Annotated in this window: 19 protein-coding genes and 1 pseudogene; 18 read left to right on the top strand and 2 right to left on the bottom strand. The window is 64.3% G+C overall.

The window, feature by feature from the left end; all coding sequences use genetic code 11:
• The first annotated feature begins 26 nt into the window (after positions 1-26).
• Both EII42_RS07935 and EII42_RS07930 read left to right on the top strand, forming a co-directional pair.
• Complete coding sequence (locus tag EII42_RS07935) at positions 27-1,097, top strand: amidohydrolase family protein (RefSeq protein WP_125171583.1); 1,071 nt, start codon at positions 27-29, stop codon at positions 1,095-1,097.
• Entirely contained in the window at positions 1,090-2,352 is a 1,263-nt protein-coding gene (locus tag EII42_RS07930; protein ID WP_125171582.1) for a S49 family peptidase, read from the top strand. Before EII42_RS07935 ends, EII42_RS07930 begins: the two co-directional genes overlap by 8 nt.
• A 151-nt stretch (positions 2,353-2,503) precedes the next feature.
• Here EII42_RS07930 and EII42_RS07925 read toward each other — a convergent pair whose 3' ends face one another.
• Entirely contained in the window at positions 2,504-2,878 is a 375-nt protein-coding gene (locus EII42_RS07925; RefSeq protein WP_125171581.1) for a metallopeptidase family protein, read from the bottom strand.
• 187 nt (positions 2,879-3,065) lie between these two features.
• Here EII42_RS07925 and rpsP point away from each other — a divergent pair, with 187 nt between their 5' ends.
• From rpsP to EII42_RS13490, 15 genes and pseudogenes are all read left to right on the top strand, one after another.
• The gene (gene rpsP, locus EII42_RS07920) at positions 3,066-3,491 is read left to right on the top strand and encodes a 30S ribosomal protein S16 (protein ID WP_125171580.1); all 426 of its coding nucleotides are present in this window, start codon (positions 3,066-3,068) and stop codon (positions 3,489-3,491) included.
• Positions 3,492-3,493: 2 nt separating this feature from the next.
• Complete coding sequence (locus EII42_RS07915) at positions 3,494-3,742, top strand: RNA-binding protein (RefSeq protein ID WP_125171579.1); 249 nt, start codon at positions 3,494-3,496, stop codon at positions 3,740-3,742.
• A complete protein-coding gene (gene rimM / locus EII42_RS07910; protein WP_125171578.1) occupies positions 3,739-4,248 on the top strand; it encodes a ribosome maturation factor RimM in 510 nt (169 codons plus the stop codon). Before EII42_RS07915 ends, rimM begins: the two co-directional genes overlap by 4 nt.
• Before the next feature lies 1 nt (position 4,249).
• Positions 4,250-4,945 carry a tRNA (guanosine(37)-N1)-methyltransferase TrmD gene (trmD, locus tag EII42_RS07905; RefSeq protein WP_125171577.1) on the top strand — a complete coding sequence of 232 codons (696 nt, stop codon included), beginning with the start codon at positions 4,250-4,252 and terminating at the stop codon, positions 4,943-4,945.
• Between the two features lie 170 nt (positions 4,946-5,115).
• Entirely contained in the window at positions 5,116-5,793 is a 678-nt protein-coding gene (locus EII42_RS07900; protein ID WP_125171622.1) for a succinate dehydrogenase cytochrome b subunit, read from the top strand.
• A 5-nt stretch (positions 5,794-5,798) separates the two neighbouring features.
• Complete coding sequence (locus tag EII42_RS07895) at positions 5,799-7,793, top strand: fumarate reductase/succinate dehydrogenase flavoprotein subunit (protein WP_233558316.1); 1,995 nt, start codon at positions 5,799-5,801, stop codon at positions 7,791-7,793.
• Positions 7,790-8,539, top strand: coding sequence for a succinate dehydrogenase/fumarate reductase iron-sulfur subunit (locus EII42_RS07890; protein ID WP_125171575.1), 750 nt, complete (start codon positions 7,790-7,792; stop codon positions 8,537-8,539). The genes EII42_RS07895 and EII42_RS07890 overlap by 4 nt, the downstream gene beginning before the upstream one ends.
• 237 nt (positions 8,540-8,776) lie before the next feature.
• On the top strand, positions 8,777-9,127 hold the full coding sequence (gene rplS / locus EII42_RS07885) for a 50S ribosomal protein L19 (RefSeq protein ID WP_125171574.1): 351 nt from the start codon (positions 8,777-8,779) through the stop codon (positions 9,125-9,127).
• Positions 9,128-9,199: 72 nt separating this feature from the next.
• The gene (lepB, locus tag EII42_RS07880; RefSeq protein ID WP_233558315.1) at positions 9,200-9,970 is read left to right on the top strand and encodes a signal peptidase I; all 771 of its coding nucleotides are present in this window, start codon (positions 9,200-9,202) and stop codon (positions 9,968-9,970) included.
• The gene (locus tag EII42_RS07875; protein WP_125171572.1) at positions 9,970-10,602 is read left to right on the top strand and encodes a ribonuclease HII; all 633 of its coding nucleotides are present in this window, start codon (positions 9,970-9,972) and stop codon (positions 10,600-10,602) included. The genes lepB and EII42_RS07875 overlap by 1 nt, the downstream gene beginning before the upstream one ends.
• Positions 10,599-10,910 carry a DUF2469 domain-containing protein gene (locus EII42_RS07870; RefSeq protein ID WP_125171571.1) on the top strand — a complete coding sequence of 104 codons (312 nt, stop codon included), beginning with the start codon at positions 10,599-10,601 and terminating at the stop codon, positions 10,908-10,910. Before EII42_RS07875 ends, EII42_RS07870 begins: the two co-directional genes overlap by 4 nt.
• Before the next feature lie 65 nt (positions 10,911-10,975).
• Positions 10,976-11,350 carry a YraN family protein gene (locus EII42_RS07865; protein ID WP_199729834.1) on the top strand — a complete coding sequence of 125 codons (375 nt, stop codon included), beginning with the start codon at positions 10,976-10,978 and terminating at the stop codon, positions 11,348-11,350.
• Entirely contained in the window at positions 11,347-12,870 is a 1,524-nt protein-coding gene (locus tag EII42_RS07860) for a YifB family Mg chelatase-like AAA ATPase (protein ID WP_125171570.1), read from the top strand. Before EII42_RS07865 ends, EII42_RS07860 begins: the two co-directional genes overlap by 4 nt.
• On the top strand, positions 12,858-13,970 hold the full coding sequence (gene dprA, locus EII42_RS07855; RefSeq protein WP_125171569.1) for a DNA-processing protein DprA: 1,113 nt from the start codon (positions 12,858-12,860) through the stop codon (positions 13,968-13,970). The genes EII42_RS07860 and dprA overlap by 13 nt, the downstream gene beginning before the upstream one ends.
• A pseudogene (locus EII42_RS13490) lies at positions 13,943-15,004 on the top strand (IS481 family transposase). The gene dprA and the pseudogene EII42_RS13490 overlap by 28 nt, the downstream one beginning before the upstream one ends.
• Before the next feature lie 89 nt (positions 15,005-15,093).
• Here EII42_RS13490 and EII42_RS07835 read toward each other — a convergent pair.
• Positions 15,094-15,792: a YafY family protein gene (locus EII42_RS07835; RefSeq protein WP_125171566.1), complete on the bottom strand. Its 699-nt coding sequence runs from the start codon at positions 15,790-15,792 to the stop codon at positions 15,094-15,096.
• Between the two features lie 73 nt (positions 15,793-15,865).
• Here EII42_RS07835 and EII42_RS07830 point away from each other — a divergent pair, with 73 nt between their 5' ends.
• Positions 15,866-16,603 carry an alpha/beta fold hydrolase gene (locus tag EII42_RS07830; RefSeq protein WP_125171565.1) on the top strand — a complete coding sequence of 246 codons (738 nt, stop codon included), beginning with the start codon at positions 15,866-15,868 and terminating at the stop codon, positions 16,601-16,603.
• Positions 16,604-16,626 lie beyond the last annotated feature (23 nt).

The following is a 16,626-nucleotide window of genomic DNA, read 5'->3' as shown; positions in this document are numbered from 1 at the left end:
CTGGTGTGGCCGTAGACTCTCTGCCTATGGAGCAGCTGCACTTCAACGGGGTGGTCGTCCCCACTGGCCAGGCAGTCGATCTTTGGGTGGTCGGGGGGCGGGTGACGTTTGCTCCCGTGGCGGGAGCGCGCACCGTGGTCCGGGGAGCCTTCTTCGTGCCCGGTCTGGTGGACGCGCACTGCCACATTGGGTTGGGCGTCGAGGGGGCCGTCGACGAGGCCACCGCCCGCGCACAGGCCTGGGACGATCTCTCGGCGGGCGTGATGTTGGTGCGGGACTGCGGCCAGCCCGGGGACACGAGTTTCCTCGACGGAGATCCACGAGCCCCCAGGATCGTTCGCGCCGGGCGACACATCGCGCGCAGCCGCCGCTACATCCGGCACGCGGCCCACGAGATTGAGCCCGACGAGCTGGTCGCGGTGATGGCCGCGGAAGCCAGGCCGGGGGAGTGGGTGAAGCTCGTCGGCGACTGGATCGAGCGCGGCGCGGGGGATCTCGCGCCCAGCTTCCCGGCGGCTGCCGTTCGGGAGGGCATCGCAGCCGCCCACGAGGCCGGGGCCCGAGTGACCGCGCACTGTTTCGCCGAGCAGTCCGTTGCTGAGATCGTCGAAGCCGGGGCGGACTGCATCGAGCACGGCACGGGGCTGGAGGCCGAGACGATTGCGCTGATGGCGGAACGCGGCGTCGCGCTGGTGCCGACGATGGTGAATCTGGCCAACTTCCCCACCTACGCGGCCCAGGGGCAAACCAAATTCCCCAAATACGCTCAGCACATGCTCGATCTGCACGCACGCCGATACGACACCATCGGCCGGGCGCGCGACGCCGGGGTGCCGATCTATGCGGGCACCGACGCGGGCACCGTCGTGCGGCACGGGCGCATAGTCGACGAAGTGCTGGAGCTGGCGAAGGTCGGTGGCGCGGAGTTCGCTCTCGGAGCCGCGAGCTGGCGTGCCCGGGAATGGCTGGGGGCGGAGGGCATCGTCGAAGGAGCCTCGGCGGACTTCCTGATCTTTGAACACGACCCTTTGAAGGACCTCAACGTTCTCTTTTCCCCTGTTCACCTGTTCTTAAGAGGAGAGTCGATCCATGACTGATCAACCAGACTTCCGATCCGATACGGCAGCACCGTCGCCCCAGTCCCAGCCGCCGGTCACAGCGGATCAACCGCAGCAGGCCAAACCCGCATCCAGCGAGCAGTGGCCCCCGCCCAGCGCACCCGAGAGACCGGTCGTTGCGCAGCCGACCTACGTCCAGAGCCAGTCTGGTCGGGGAGGATTCGGCCGCGGTTTCGGCGCGGGCTTCGGCTTCGCTCTCGGCCTGGGGATCGTGCTGACCGTGTCCTCGATCATCACCACCGTGATAATGATGGCGTCGCTGGCCACCCTGATCCAGACACCTGCGGGCACCGCCAGCACACAACTGGAGACCATCTGGGGGCCGGACTCCGCCAAGGACAAGCTGCGCGCGGTGCAGATCTCTGGCACGATCCTTACCGAGAGCGGCGAGGGTGGGGTGCTCGGGGGCGGCACGTACGGTTATGAGGTCGCCGACATGATCCGCGAGCTCGATGCGGATGAGGCGGCGGGTCTCGTCCTGCTGGTCAACACTCCGGGCGGCTCCGTCACGGGATCGGCCGCGATCGCCAATGCGGTGAGCGATTACAAGCAGCGCACGGGGAAGCCGGTTCTCGTGCACGTTTCGTCAATGTCGGCGTCGGGCGGTGTCTACTCCACTTCCTCCGCGGATGAGATCTGGGTAGACGAGGGTGCGATGGTTGGCTCGATCGGCGTGTTTATTGGGCCGATCTCGCGCTACGAGAACGTCACTGGGATCGGCAGCACGATCCTGCAGCCCGGCGTCACTGCGGAACGCGTCGAGCAGGAATTCATCTCCGCTGGGCGCGGGAAGGTTTTCGGCAATCCGTTCGCTCCTGCAGATGAAGCGGTCAAGAAGCAGTATCAGGAAATGATTGATGAGGATTACGCCAACTTTGTCGAGCGGGTGGCCCAGGGGCGCGGCATCAGCCCCGATGTGATTCGCAACGAGATGGGCGCCGCCGTATTCGCGCCTGATAAGGCCAAGGCGTACGGCCTGATCAACGGGGTGAAAGGGCGTGACGAGTTCTTCCGCTATGCCGCGGAGAAGTTCGGCGTGAACCCCAACGAGACCAAGGTCGAGATGGTGGCCGAGCCCGGGCCCCTGGCCGAGCTGCTCGGCGCCAAGCGCGCCTTCGGAGCCAGCCTCCCGGTGGAGCAGGGGCCGGGGATCGTTCCTACGCTCAACTCCGGGGTGTGCAACCCGCAGTCCGTGGTGGTCTACCACGGCTCGCTGCACAGCGTCTGCGGATAAGCCTTGCAGCGAAAGCCGCGCCGGGCTGGGGGAAAGGGAAGCCTGCACCTTTTCTAACCGGTGCGCCCACCTCGGGAGGTTCTTGACAAAGAACCTCCCGAGCTTGGCAGCGCTTTCATTACTTGGAGCCGTTTCGCCGGGCTCGGGTGGCTCAGCCCCACCCGAGTTCGTGCAGCCTGTTCTCCTCGATGCCGTGGTAATGGCCCAGCTCGTGGATCAGGGTGATGGCTATCTCCTCGCGCAACTCGTCGAGGGAGGCGCACATGCGGGTCAGCGGCCCACGAAACAGCACGATGCGGTCCGGCAACTCGCCGAAGCCGTACTCGGTGCCGCCGCGCTCCGTGATTGATGTGCCCTCGTAGTAGCCGAGGGTGTCCGAGCCATCGTCCGGCTCTGTTTCGACGAGAAACAGCAGGTTCTCGACGTTCTCGGTCAGGGCGGGAGGCAGCTCGTCGAGTGCCTCCTCGACGAGCGTCGCGAACTCGTCGTCGGTCAGTTCGGTGAGCTGGGTGGGGGCCTCGGTCATGGGCAAAGCCTAGCCACTGTTGGACGCGCATTAGGCGAACCGCGAATGCTCTGGCACAATGTCCGATGCACCTTTTTGTGCAGAGCCCTCTCTCATCTGCCAAGAAGGACCTGATGGTTTGCAGCCGAGCGTGCCCCACACGCCAGGCTGCCGCCCCAAACTGCTAAAACAAGGAGTAACCACACAAGTGGCAACCAAGATTCGTCTGAAGCGCATGGGCAAGATTCGCAGCCCGCACTACCGCATCGTCGTGATGGACGCCCGCAAGAAGCGCGACGGCCAGGCCATCGAAGAGATCGGCATCTACCACCCGAAGAACGACCCCTCGGTGATCCGCGTCAACTCGGAGCGTGCCCAGTACTGGCTCTCGGTCGGCGCACAGCCCACCGAGGCCGTCGTCGCGATTTTCAAGCGTTCGGGGGATTGGCAGAAATTCACCGGTGACACCACCCCGGCGGGCATCGATCCGCAGCCGGAGCGTCGGGACCGGGAGGCGGAGTTCGCCAAGGCTCTCGCCGAGGACTCCAGCTACGTCGCGTCCGCCATCACCAAGGCCGGCGAGAAGAAGGCCGCCAAGGTCGCCGACGAGCCGGCCGAGGCCGAAGAGGCCTGACAGTGCTCGCCGACGCACTCGAACACCTCGTCGCTGGCATTGTCGCCAACCCCGATGATGTCACCGTTCGTGACAAGGACCTCCGCCGTGGGCGGCTGCTTGAGGTCCGCGTCCATCCGGACGACGTGGGCAAGGTTATCGGTCGACAGGGGCGTACCGCTTCGGCGTTGCGTACCGTGATCGGGGCCTTGGCCGGCAAGGAACAGATCCGGGTCGACTTCGTCGACGTGGATCGTCCGCGCCGTCGATGAGCATCGAAGTCGTTGTTGGAAGGATCGGTCGCGCTCACGGGATCCGTGGCGACGTCGCGATCCACGTGACAACCGACGAGCCGCACCGCCGTTTCGCCAAGGGAGTGAAGCTGCGCTGTGGCGATGGAACAGTGTTGGAGGTGGCTGCCGTGCGCTGGCACGGCGGCCGCCTCCTGCTCTCTTTTGTTGGGCTGAGCGATCGAACCGTGGTCGAGGCGCTCACCGGGCAACAACTCTTCGTCGATGTGGACGAGGAGGAACAGCCCAGCGGAAAAGATGAGTTCTTTGATCGGCAGCTGATCGGCCTCGCCGTGCAGGACGCGTCGGGCGCCGTGCGGGGCACGATCTCCGAGGTGGCGCACCTGCCCGCACAGGACCTGCTACTGGTCGACGTAGACGGTCAGCGTCGGATGGTGCCATTTGTCGCCCAACTGGTGCCCGTCGTGGATATCGCGGGCGGTTTCGTCCGCCTGGCAGATGTGCAAGGGCTGCTGGAGGACATCTGAGATGCGCATTGACGTCGTCTCCATTTTTCCCGACTACTTCGCGCCGCTGAGGCTCAGCCTCGTCGGCAAGGCAATCTCGGCTGGGATCCTCGACGTCCGCGTGCACGACCTGCGGGACTGGACTCACGACAGGCATCGCACAACGGACGACACCCCCTATGGCGGGGGGGCGGGCATGGTGATGAAGCCCGAACCCTGGGGAGAGGCGCTGGATGGCATCGAGGCCTCGGCAGGCGCGCCGATGACCGTCGTGATTCCGACGCCGGCGGGCAGGCCCTTCACCCAGGGCACGGCCCACGAGTTGGCCGAGCGTCAACATCTGGTGTTCGCCTGCGGACGCTATGAGGGCATCGATCAGCGTGTGCTGGAGCACTGCCATGAGCGCTACGAGACATTCGAGGTGAGCCTTGGCGACTATGTCCTGAACGGTGGGGAGGTTGCGGCGCTGGCGATGATCGAGGCGCTGACCAGGCTGATCCCAGGCGTCATCGGCAATCCGGAGTCGCTGCGGGAGGAGAGCCATTCGCTGGGTCACGACTCCCTGCTTGAGTATCCCAACTACACCAAGCCCCCTGTCTGGCGGGGCCGAGAGGTTCCCGAAATCCTGCTGAGCGGCAATCACGCGCTCATCGCTCGCTGGCGCCGTGAGCGGGCGGAGGAGCGCACGCGTCAGCGACGTCCGGACCTGTTGGATTGAGTTTCAGGGATTCATTTTCCAGATATTTAAGATAGGCCAACGTGCTGAAAATTGCCTTGTCGGGTGGGCTCTGAAATTGTTATTAAAAGTGGGCCCGGCGTCCGCAAGCGTCGGGTTTATTGGATAAAGTACGGCTCGTGACGACTACATTGACAACTCATCAGCGAGCACTGCGCTCGACTGTGGTCAGGAAGTTCATCATGGCGGTGACCGGCCTGATCATGATCGGCTTCCTGCTCATGCACATGTACGGCAACCTCAAGATGTTCTTGGGCGCCCACGCTTTCGACCACTACGCGCACTGGCTCAAGGGCGCCACCGAAGACGGCGGCATCCTGTACCCGATCATGCCGGCAGGCACGTTCATCTGGGTGTTCCGCGCGGCGCTCCTGCTGGCCATCGTGCTGCACTTCTGGTCGGCGGTGACGCTGTGGCAGCGTTCGGCCAAGGCGGCCGGCCCTGGTTATCAGAACACCGCTAGGCTCGCGCAGACCTACTCGGCCCGCACGATGCGTTGGGGCGGCATTATCGTGTTGCTCGGCCTCATCGTGCACCTGCTGCAGTTCACCGTGATTCCCGGGCAGTTCGGCGGCGACCTGGAAAGCCCCTTCAAGATGGTCGTTCACGCCTTCACTCAGCCCTGGTTCGTCGCGCTGTACGCCGTTTGGATGGTGCTCGTGTGCATGCACATCCGGCACGGCTTCTGGAGCGCGTTCGCCACGCTCGGCCTCAACCTGTCGGCCAAGTCGCGCAAGATCCTCAACTGTCTCGCAATGTTCGTGGCCGTCGTCCTCTACGTCGGCTTCATGATCATGCCGGTGTCCGTCTTCGTCGGCTGGATTGGATGAAACTCATGACTGATGTTGCTCTTAACTACTACACCGTTGGCGAGCCCATCGAGGACACCAAGGCCCCGAAAGTGGAGATCGACAAGGTGTGGTCCACACGCAAGTTCCAGGCCCGCTTGGTCAACCCGGCCAACCGCCGCAAGCTGTCCGTCATCATCGTCGGCACTGGCCTGGCTGGTGGCGCGGCGGCCGCGACGCTCGGCGAGGCCGGCTACAACGTCCTGAACTTCTGCTACCAGGATTCCCCGCGTCGTGCCCACTCCATCGCTGCGCAGGGCGGTATCAACGCTGCCAAGAACTACCGCAACGACAACGACTCGACGCACCGCTTGTTCTACGACACAGTCAAGGGCGGCGACTACCGGGCTCGGGAGACCAACGTCTACCGCCTGGCCGAGGTCTCGGCGAACATCATTGACCAGTGCGTTGCGCAGGGTGTTCCCTTCGCGCGCGAGTACGGCGGTCTGCTGGACACCCGATCGTTCGGTGGCGTCCAGGTGCAGCGCACCTTCTACGCCCGCGGCCAAACGGGTCAGCAGCTGTTGATCGGCGCTTACCAGCAGCTTGAGCGTCAGGTCAATGCGGGCACCGTCAAGATGTACCCACGCCATGAGATGGTGGAACTCATCGTCGCTGATGGCCGCGCTCGCGGCATCGTCACCCGCGATATGGTCAGCGGCAAGGTGGAGACCTGGACCGCGGACGCCGTCGTGCTGGCCACCGGCGGATACGGCAACGTGTTCTTCTTGTCCACCAACGCGATGGGCTGCAACGTCACTGCGGCCTGGCGTGCGCACCGCAAGGGTGCCTACTTCGGCAACCCCTGCTACACCCAGATTCACCCCACCTGCATTCCGGTGCATGGCGACCAGCAGTCGAAGCTCACCCTGATGAGCGAATCGCTGCGCAACGATGGCCGCATCTGGGTGCCGAAGAAGGCGGATGACTGCGCGAAGGATCCGCGTCAGATTCCGGAGGAGGCGCGCGACTACTACCTGGAGCGCATCTACCCGGCGTTCGGCAACCTGGTGCCGCGCGACATCGCGTCGCGGCAGGCGAAGAACATGTGCGACGAGGGCCGTGGCGTTGGTCCGGCGATCACGGAGAAGCAGCCCGACGGCTCCACCAAGCAGGTGCGGCGCGGCGTCTACCTCGACTTCTCCGACGCCATCAACCGGATGGGTCAGAAGGCCGTCGAGGCGAAGTACGGAAACCTCTTCGACATGTACCAGCGCATCACCGGGGAGAACCCCTACGAGGTGCCGATGCGCATCTACCCGGCCGTGCACTACACCATGGGTGGTCTGTGGGTGGATTACGACCTCATGTCCACCATCCCCGGCATGTTCGTCACCGGCGAGGCCAACTTCTCCGATCACGGCGCCAACCGCTTGGGCGCCTCGGCGCTGATGCAGGGCCTGGCCGACGGCTACTTCGTGCTCCCGAACACCATCAACGACTACCTCGCTGATGCCCCGTTCGAGAAGCTGCCCGACAACCATCCCGCGGTTGTGGAGGCCTTCGAATCCGCCAAGGGCCGCATCGACAAGCTGCTGTCCATCCAGGGCACCCGCTCGGTTGACTCCTTCCACAAGGAACTGGGCCACATCATGTGGGAGTACTGCGGGATGGAGCGCACTGAGGCCGGCCTGCAGAAGGCAATCGGCCTGATCCGCGAGCTGCGCGAGGAGTTCTGGCGCAACGTCCGCGTCACGGGCAAAAATGAGGATTTCAACCAGGCGCTGGAGAAGGCCGGCCGGGTTGCTGACTTCATGGAGCTGGGCGAGCTGATGTGCATCGACGCGCTGCACCGTCGCGAGTCCTGCGGTGGCCACTTCCGCGCTGAGTCGCAGACCGAGGACGGTGAGGCGCTGCGTCACGACGACGAGTTCCTCTACGTCGCGGCGTGGGAATGGGGCGGCGACGGCGCCAAGCCGGTGCTGCACCGTGAGGACCTGAACTACAAGGCAATCGAACTGAAGCAACGGAGTTACAAGTGAAGCTGAAGCTGCGCATTTGGCGTCAGGCCTCCACCGACGCCCAGGGAAAGATGGTCGAGTACCTGCTCGACAACGTGTCCGAGGACATGTCTTTCCTCGAGATGCTCGACATGCTGAACGAGCAACTCACGGAGAAGAATGAAGAGCCGGTGGCCTTCGACCATGACTGCCGGGAAGGCATCTGCGGTATGTGCTCGCTCGTCATCAACGGCATCGCGCACGGACCCGAGGTGACCACCACCTGCCAGCTGCACATGCGATCGTTCTCCGATGGGGCGACGATCGACATCGAGCCGTGGCAGGCCGGCCCGTTCCCGGTCATCAAGGACCTCGTCGTGGATCGCACGGCGCTGGACAGGATCATTGCTGCTGGCGGCTACATCTCGTCGAACACGGGCTCCGCTCCCGATGCGCACGCGACCCCCGCCCCGAAGCGGGAAGCGGACGTCGCTTTCGACAACGCCACCTGCATCGGTTGCGGCGCTTGCGTCGCGGCTTGCCCGAACAGTTCCGCCATGCTGTTCACCTCCGCGAAGATCACGCACCTCGCGATGCTTCCCCAGGGCCAGCCGGAGCGTTACCGGCGTGTCAAGTCGATGGTGGCTCAGCACGACGCCGAGGGCTTCGGCAACTGCACTAACATTGGTGAGTGCGCTGAGGTCTGCCCGAAGGGCATCCCGCTTGCGTCCATCTCGCAGTTGAACCGCGACCTCATGAAGGCGATGTTCAAGGGCGACGGCAAGTAATCGTCACACGGCAGTGGGCGGTGGCAAGTCTTTGGGCTGGTCGCCGCCCACTGCCGTTCAGGTAGCCGGGTGCGCGCCCCACAGCAGGATTATGCGGGGCACCGGGTTTTCTGGCATCATTGGCAGCTGATGCCCGTTAGGGCGTCCGACGGTGTGTCTGGCTCCTGCCACAGGGGGGTTGACCAGGCGGCCGGCGAACTACGACCGCGGTGACCTGTGGCACTGACGAGGATTAACATGACTCATCCGCTGATCAAGGAAATCGACAAGGCTTCTCTGAAGGAGGATCGCCCGGAATTCCGCGCCGGTGACTCGGTGAAGGTACACGTCAGGGTTGTCGAAGGCAACCGCTCGCGCGTGCAGGTCTTCGCTGGTGTCGTGATTGCCCAGAACTCCGGTGGCGTTCAGGAGGCCTTCACTGTGCGCAAGGTGAGCTTCGGCGTCGGAGTGGAGCGTACCTTCCCGCTGCACAGCCCGATCATCGAGAAGATCGAGGTCGAGCGTCGCGGTGACGTGCGGCGCGCCAAGTTGTACTACCTGCGGGGCCTCCGCGGCAAAGCAGCGAAGATCAAGGAGAAGCGCGCCTGAATTGGCAAAGCTTTACCGAGGGCCACTGGGAATACCCGGTGGCCCTCCCTGTTGCGGGTAGGATGAGGCATCGTGAGTGAAGAAAAACCAGACGAAATCGAGTCACCACCCACCTTCGGGCGCAGAGTGCGTGGCTGGGTCTGGGATACCGTCTGGGTTGTGACGGTGGCGGTCGTCATCGCTTCGCTCGTTAGGCTGTTCATCGCGCAGATGTTCCTGATCCCCAGCGGATCGATGGAGAACACACTACTGGTCAACGACCGGGTGGCGGTGAAGAAGTTTGGCGGCTTCGAGCGCGGGGACGTCGTGGTGTTCGAGGATCCAGGCGGCTGGCTGAGCCATGCGCCCAAGGAACGCGGCCCGGTGATCCAGGCGCTGGAGTTCGTTGGCGTTTTGCCTAACAGCAGCACCGAGTACCTGATCAAAAGGGTTATCGGGATGCCGGGGGACCGCGTGCGGGTCAACGAGCAGGGCTTTGTCGAGGTCAACGGCCAAGCGTTGGATGAGTCCGCCTACCTGTATTCGGAGCAGGGCGTGCAGATCGCGCCCTCCACAGTAGTTTTCGATGTCGTGGTGCCAGCCGGGCATGTCTTCGTGTTGGGTGACCACCGCAACGCGTCCAGCGATTCGCGATGCAAACTGACCAACGTGCGTCAGGGGGATCCGCCGGGCATGACGGCTTTCGTGCCGGTTGAGAAGGTGGTTGGGGCGTCGGTGGCCATCGTGGCCCCGCTGGATCGGATGGCGACGTTCCGGGTGCCGGAGGCTTTTAAGGAAGTCCCGGCCCCGGCGGAACCGGCGCCCGAGAAGCCCGTGCTGAACCACGTCGAGCCCTGCCGCTGATGCGCGGAGGCTTTGACTTCGAGGCGACACTGGTGACGGCCGGTTTGGGGCCAATAGCTGGCACCGACGAGGCGGGTCGAGGCGCCTGCGCTGGCCCGCTGGTGGCGGCCGCTGTCATCCTGGATCCCGATCGGCCGATTGATGGGTTGGGAGACTCGAAGACCCTGAGCCCGGGGAAGCGCGAGCGACTCTATGACCAGATAACGGGGTGTGCGGTGTGGGCCGTGGCGGAGGTCAGTGCCGCTGAGTGCGATGCCCTGGGCATGCACGAGGCCGACATTCAGGGGCTGCGCCGAGCGGTCAGCAAGTTATCTCAGCGACCCGGTTTCGTGCTCTCCGACGGGTTCGCGGTGGACGGGTTGGGGGTGCCCAGCCTGGGTGTGTGGAAAGGTGATAAGGTGGCCGCCTGCGTCAGCGCGGCTTCCATTGTTGCGAAGGTGACGCGGGATCGTTTGATGGTCGAACTGGCCAAGCGGTACCCGAACTACGGCTTCGAGGTGCACAAGGGGTATGTCACGAAGCTGCACTCGGCCAGACTGGCGCAGTTTGGGCCCTCGGTCGAGCATCGGATGAGCTATGCGAACGTTCGGGCTGCCCGTGCGCACCTCAGCCCAGTAGAGTTGTGCCCATGAGTGCCGAGGACCTTGACGAGTACGAAGCCAAGCTCGAACTGGATCTTTACCGCGAGTACAAGGACGTGGTCGGGATCTTCACGTATGCGGTGGAGACAGAGCGTCGGTTCTACTTGTGCAATGCCGTCGACTTGAAGGTACGCACGGAGGGCGGGGACGTCTATTACGAGGTGTCGATGGGAGACGCCTGGGTCTGGGATATGTACCGGCCCGCTCGGTTCGTGAAGTCGGCGAAGGTTCTGACGTTTCGTGACGTGTCGATCGAGGAGATCGCGCACTCCGAGCTGCAGATCCCGGATCGCCCGTAGCTTTTCTGTGGATAACCGGCGCTAGCGGATCTTCACCTCCTAGTTATTGGGCAGGAGGTGATCGAATGGTTCGACTGGGTAGGCCGTCGAAGGCACTCGGCAGGTATGGTGAGCGGCTGGCAGAAGAGTATCTGGTTGAGAAAGGGTTGCGCGTACTCGACCGAAACTGGCGTTGCCAGCATGGAGAGATTGATTTGGTGGCGTTTGACGACGCCTCGCGCACGCTGATCTTCGTTGAGGTGAAGACGCGAACCGGGCTGGGTTTTGGCACGCCGCTTGAGGCGATCACTCAGGCCAAAGCGCGAAAGCTGTACGAGTTGGCGCGAATGTGGATGAAGGCCCACTCTGTGCGGGCAAGCCGGGTGCGTGTCGATGGCGTCGGTGTACTGCTGGGCCGGGAGGGTCGGAAGATCAGCCATCTGGAGGCGGTGTCGGCATGAGCTGCAGCACTTGGTGTATCGCACTGCAGGGACTCGTCGGTGCGAAGGTGGAGATAGAAGCGGCCACCACGATGAACCTGCCGCGCACGGTGTTCGTTGGTTTGCCCGACACTGCGCTGAGCGAAGCGAAGGAGCGGGTGCGGCACGGGGTGAAGGCTGCCGGCAAGAAGTGGCCCGACGGTGTGGTCACCGTGAACCTCTCTCCTGGGTCGCTACCCAAGCACGGCACCCACTTCGATTTGGCCATAGCCATCGCCGCGATGAGCGTTGAACCCGGCAACGCGGTCGATCCCGAGCGCCTGCCGAGGACGGCGATCTTCGGGGAGTTGGGGCTCGACGGCCGGGTGCGGCCGGTCAGAGGAGTGATCCCGTTGGTGCTCGCGGCTGCGAGGCAGGGGTTCGAAGCGGTGATCGTGCCAGCCGAACAACTCGCTGAGGCTCAGCTGGTTCCCGGAGTCACCGTTTGGGCGGTTAGCTGCCTGCTGGAAGCTCTGAGCGTCCTGGCTGGGGAGCCAGTGGTGCACGACGTGCCCCCAGCTATCCCCGAGCCGGAGGCGATGCAGCCCGATCTGGCTGACGTACAGGGCAACGAGGAGGCCCGGTTTGCGCTGGAGGTGGCCGCCGCGGGCAGGCACCACCTGTTCTTCCAAGGGCCGCCCGGGGTGGGCAAGACGATGCTGGCGTCGAGGCTGCCCACGATATTGCCGCAACTCACGCCGGACGAGGCGATCGAGGTGTCTGCTTTGCACTCCTTGGCCGGGGCGCGCGTCGAAGCCGGGTTGATGACGCGGCCGCCCTACCAGGATCCTCATCACACCTGCAGCAGGCAGAGCTTGGTGGGTGGGGGTGGGCGCGAGGTGCGGCCGGGCGCAGTCAGCCTGGCACACCGAGGTGTGCTCTTCCTGGATGAAGGGCCGGAGTTTGGCCAGAAGACGTTGGAATCGCTGAGGGTGCCTTTGGAAAACGGTTATGTGAGTATCGGGCGGGCTATGCATCAGGTTCGTTTTCCTGCGCGGTTTCAGCTTGTGCTGGCTGCCAACCCCTGCCCTTGCGGTTTTCATGGCGTCGTGGGGAGGGAGTGTTCGTGTGCCCCGGCTCGTGTCCGGCAGTACCAGGAGAGGTTGAGCGGGCCCATCCTCGATCGGGTCGACATTGTCCATCGGCTGCCGGCCATTCAGCGATTTGTTGATTCGGCGGAGCAGCCGGGGGAGAGTAGCTTCGAGGTGCGTGAGCGAGTTTTGGAGGCGAGGAAGCGGCAGTCGCGTCGGCTCAAGGACACGCCTTGGCGGACAAATAGTGAGGTTGCGGGTTCATTCATGCGTAAGCAGCTTCCGTTGCCTGAGGGGATCGAGCTGATCAATCGTTCTTTGGCGTTGGGTGCGTTGAGTCTGCGCGGCGTGGACAAGATCCTTCGCGTGGCGTGGACGTTGGCAGATCTGGCGGGCGAGGATCGGGTGACGAAGACGCATTTGCGTGTGGCGATGCGGCTCAGGAACGGGGAGGACTCGTGTCGAATCTGAACGAACGGTTGGCACGGATGGGATTGTGCGCGCTGGGTCATCTGGGTTCGCCGCAACTGGTTCAGCTCGTTGAGCGGGAGGGGCCGGAGTGGGTCTGGGCGCAGTTGAGGAAATCGACGGAGAACCGCTGGTCGCGCAAGGCTGTGGGCATTGATCCGGAGGAGATACTTCGAGCCACTCGGCTTGCTGGGGCGCGTTTCCTGATTCCCGATGACCCGGATTGGCCAGCGCAGTTGGCGGATTTGAACGTCGCGATGGTCAACAACCAGGCGGGTGCCCCTTTCGGACTTTGGATCAAAGGAGCCGACCTGCCGGATACGTCGCAGAGCGTTGCGATCGTCGGTTCCAGAGCGCCGACGCAGTATGGCACCACCGTTGCCGGAGAACTGGCAGCGGAGCTGAGCGCGAGCGGGATACCTATTCTTTCCGGACTCGCGTTTGGAATCGACGCAGCTGCCCACAATGGGGCATTGCGAGCCGGCGGAGTGACGGTTGGAATCGTGGCTAGCGGGGTGGACAAGCCTTACCCGGCTTCCAACGCCAGCCTGGCGTCGCTGCTGGTTCGACGTGGGGCGATTCTGTCGGAGGCCCCGCCGGGCACTCATCCCACCAAGGCCGCCTTCCTGGCGCGGAATCGGTTGATTGCCGCGTTGAGCGTTGGGGTGGTTGTGGTGGAAGCGGCTTTGCGCTCTGGCGCGAAGAACACGGCCGCCTGGGCCTCGGAATTGGGCAGAGTGGTGATGGCGACCCCAGGGTCGGTGCATTCTTCGCTCTCCACTACGCCGCACAACATGATCCGCAGCGGACAGGCGGTGCTGGTGACAGGGGGCCGGGACGTGCTAGAGGTCGTCGGGCCGGTGGGCCGACTGCCCGAGGCAGCAACCCGGGGCCCTGACAAACCCTTCGATCTGCTTCCGGAGGATGCTCAGTTGGTGCGCGAGGCGATTCACGTAGGTGAGGAAGCTACGGCCGGTGCCCTGGCCAGACGAGCCGGTCTTACCATGATGCAATGCTTGGCGGCGTTGCAGCTTCTGCTCGACGAGGGTTGGGTTGAGCAGAGTCTTTCTGGTGAATGGCGGCTACCCTCCAGAGTCGGCTAGGTGTACTCGGGCAGGATGTTGGTGACAGGTTCTGGTTGAGATGGGGGAGGACCTCCGGTGCGGTGGTTGGTGCTGAAGCCGTCCCCGAACCGGAGGTCTTCACGTCCCACCGTGTCCGTGTGCTGGGGTGGCCCATCGCTCACGCGGTCAAGGCTCAAGGGGCCTCACGGCGGTGCGCGCACCGCTGGATCGCCGGCTACGACCTCCAGGGCGAGACTGGCCTGTACGGTCGGTCATCGCGCCCTCACCACAGCCCGCGCCGAACAGCGCCCGCAGTTGAGTTGAGGAGCGCGTGGTAGCCCTGCGCCAGGAGCAACGCTGCGGGCAGGACTGGCTGGGTCCCGAACTCGGACTCGCACCACGGGCCGTGTCGCGGATCCTGCGCTGCCACCACCTGCTCTACTTGCGTGACTGTGATCTGCTGACCGCAGCGGTGGTCAGGGCCTCGAAAAACGACCGCGGTCGGCTACGAACGCGACCGGCCCGGCGAGTTGGTCTACATGGATGTAAAGAAGATCAGCCGGATCCCCGACGGCGGGGGGCTGGCGGGCTCACAGCCGCCAGATGGGTTCCACCGCGGCCCGCAAGTAGGCCCGCATCGGCTACGACTACGTCCACTCCATGGTTGATGGCCACTCTCGTCTGGCCTACTCCGAAATCCTGCCCGGGCGAGAAGGGCACCGCCTGTGCCGCTTTCCTCGCCCGGGCCGCGACCTACTTCGCCAGCCACGGCATCGACCGGATCGAACGCGTGATGACTGACAAGCGCTTCTCCTACCGCCACACCCGTGGGGCCGCTGAAGTCAGCGTTGGGGGCCCGGCACATATTCATCCGCCCGCACTGCCCCTGGCAAAACGGCAAGGTTGAACGGTTCAATCGATCCCTGCAAACCGAGTGGGTCTATCGACAGATCTTCACATCCAACGCCGACCGCTCCGCAGCCCTTGTGCTCTGGTTCGAGAACTACAGCACTGGACGACGCCACACCGCACTCGGCGGACTATCCCCAATCAGCCGACTGTCACCAACCTGATGGCGGAGTACAGCTAGACGCGCGTGACGTTCCAAGCCGAAAGCACCGTCCTACATCAGGTGTACTGGCCGGACAGGTTGATCGGGTGGTCAGCCGCGGTTGATTCCCACGCTCGTAGCAGTGGGTGGGGGTGTGCCGATCTCAGCCACGGTATGACCCGTGCACGGTTCGCGGGTGACGCTCGCCCGTCGGATCCTGCTGATCGAGAACCAGCGCACGGCATCGCGCAGGCGGCACCATCCAATGAGGTACCAGGTGCCGTTGGTGTTGGCGAACAGGATCGGTTCGACATCGCGCCGGGTGGCAGCGCCATCGGCGGCGACGTAGTCGATGCGCAGTACGCGCTGCTCGGTCATGGCCTGCTCACAAGCAGAACGAATGACTCTCGAAACGTTGGGTGCTGGGTTCACCCACACGCGTGAAGCGAGCTGATTGACCCGCGCTCGCGTGTGTGGATCGAGGACATCCATGATCTTGCGGACCGCGGCGGCGGCAAGGTCGGAGTAGGGCGCATCCGGGGCTGCCGCAACAGCAGCCAGGAGCGACAGGGCTTGAGCGTCAGTGAGGGTCACCGGCGGCAGCGTTCCGCGGCTGAGCAGTCCGTAACCGCCGCCGGGGCCAGGTCGCGACCAGAGCGGCAACCCGGACGCCTCAAGGGCGACCAGGTCTCTCTTGATCGTGCGGACCGACACCTCGAACTCGGTCGCCAGCTGCTCGGCGGTCCGTCCACGATTTCCGCTCCGGCGCAGTGACTCGGTCAGTGCGTGGAGCCGCTCCGATCGCCTCACCGCCCGACCTCAGTGACCTTCATGTCACAAATAGTGACACCCTGCTGTCCGTGCTCCCTGCAAGACTCTCCACATGACATCGACATCGCTTTCGCCGCGGCAGCCGCACATCGTCCTAGTCCCCGGCTATTGGCTTGGTGCCTGGGCTTGGGACGAGGTGATTGAGAAGTTGACCTCCGCAGGTGCCCTGGCCACGGCCCTGACCTTGCCTGGCCTCGACCCGCGGGACCCCCAGCGCGCGGCGCGGACGCTCGACGACCAGGCCGAGGCCATTGCCGGCGTGCTGAATCAGCTGGGTGGTGATGCCGTTCTGGTGGTACACAGCGGCGCCAATGGGCCCGCAAGCCTCGTCCTGGACAGGAACCCGGAGCTGATCCGCCGCGTGATCTGGGTCGACTCCGGCCCGATGGCCAACGACGGCGCGTTCGCCCCAGAACTGCCGGCAGCGGTCCCCGAGGTGCCGCTACCTGACTTCGACACGCTGGGCCAGCAAGCGAGCCTTGAAGGTCTCAACGACCATCACCTCGCCCGATTCCGCTCCAAGGCTGTGCCCGAACCCGCTGGAGTCGCTCGTGCACGCGTCGAGCTGACCAATGCTGCACGCCACGACGTGGCCACTACCCTGATCTGCTGTTCCCTGCCCAGCGCCCAGGTCCTCGAACTGGCTGCGCAAGGACACCCCATGTTTAGCGCCGTGGCCCAGCTCACCCAGATGGAGGTGGTCGATCTGCCGACCGGCCACTGGCCCATGTGGAGTCGCCCACAAGAGCTCGCCGACGCCATTCGCACCTCAGCCAGCCTGACCGACTGACCTCACCCCCCACCCCCGAGGGG

Source organism: Tessaracoccus sp. OH4464_COT-324, from assembly GCF_003932855.1.
Classification (GTDB): domain Bacteria; phylum Actinomycetota; class Actinomycetes; order Propionibacteriales; family Propionibacteriaceae; genus Arachnia.
Note: the sequence above shows the minus strand (reverse complement) of the source record. Positions and strands in the feature narration are given on the sequence as shown.

Excerpts from the sequence above, each read along its gene's own strand:
- EII42_RS07870 (WP_125171571.1), top strand. The coding sequence starts at position 10,599 with ATGAGTGCCGAGGACCTTGACGAGTACGAAGCCAAGCTCGAACTGGAT.
- EII42_RS07930 (WP_125171582.1), top strand. The coding sequence starts at position 1,090 with ATGACTGATCAACCAGACTTCCGATCCGATACGGCAGCACCGTCGCCC.
- EII42_RS07875 (WP_125171572.1), top strand. The coding sequence starts at position 9,970 with ATGCGCGGAGGCTTTGACTTCGAGGCGACACTGGTGACGGCCGGTTTG.
- EII42_RS07860 (WP_125171570.1), top strand. The coding sequence starts at position 11,347 with ATGAGCTGCAGCACTTGGTGTATCGCACTGCAGGGACTCGTCGGTGCG.
- EII42_RS07830 (WP_125171565.1), top strand. The coding sequence starts at position 15,866 with ATGACATCGACATCGCTTTCGCCGCGGCAGCCGCACATCGTCCTAGTC.
- EII42_RS07935 (WP_125171583.1), top strand. The coding sequence starts at position 27 with ATGGAGCAGCTGCACTTCAACGGGGTGGTCGTCCCCACTGGCCAGGCA.
- EII42_RS07925 (WP_125171581.1), bottom strand. The coding sequence starts at position 2,878 with ATGACCGAGGCCCCCACCCAGCTCACCGAACTGACCGACGACGAGTTC.
- rimM (WP_125171578.1), top strand. The coding sequence starts at position 3,739 with ATGAGCATCGAAGTCGTTGTTGGAAGGATCGGTCGCGCTCACGGGATC.
- trmD (WP_125171577.1), top strand. The coding sequence starts at position 4,250 with ATGCGCATTGACGTCGTCTCCATTTTTCCCGACTACTTCGCGCCGCTG.
- EII42_RS07895 (WP_233558316.1), top strand. The coding sequence starts at position 5,799 with ATGACTGATGTTGCTCTTAACTACTACACCGTTGGCGAGCCCATCGAG.
- EII42_RS07865 (WP_199729834.1), top strand. The coding sequence starts at position 10,976 with ATGGTTCGACTGGGTAGGCCGTCGAAGGCACTCGGCAGGTATGGTGAG.
- rplS (WP_125171574.1), top strand. The coding sequence starts at position 8,777 with ATGACTCATCCGCTGATCAAGGAAATCGACAAGGCTTCTCTGAAGGAG.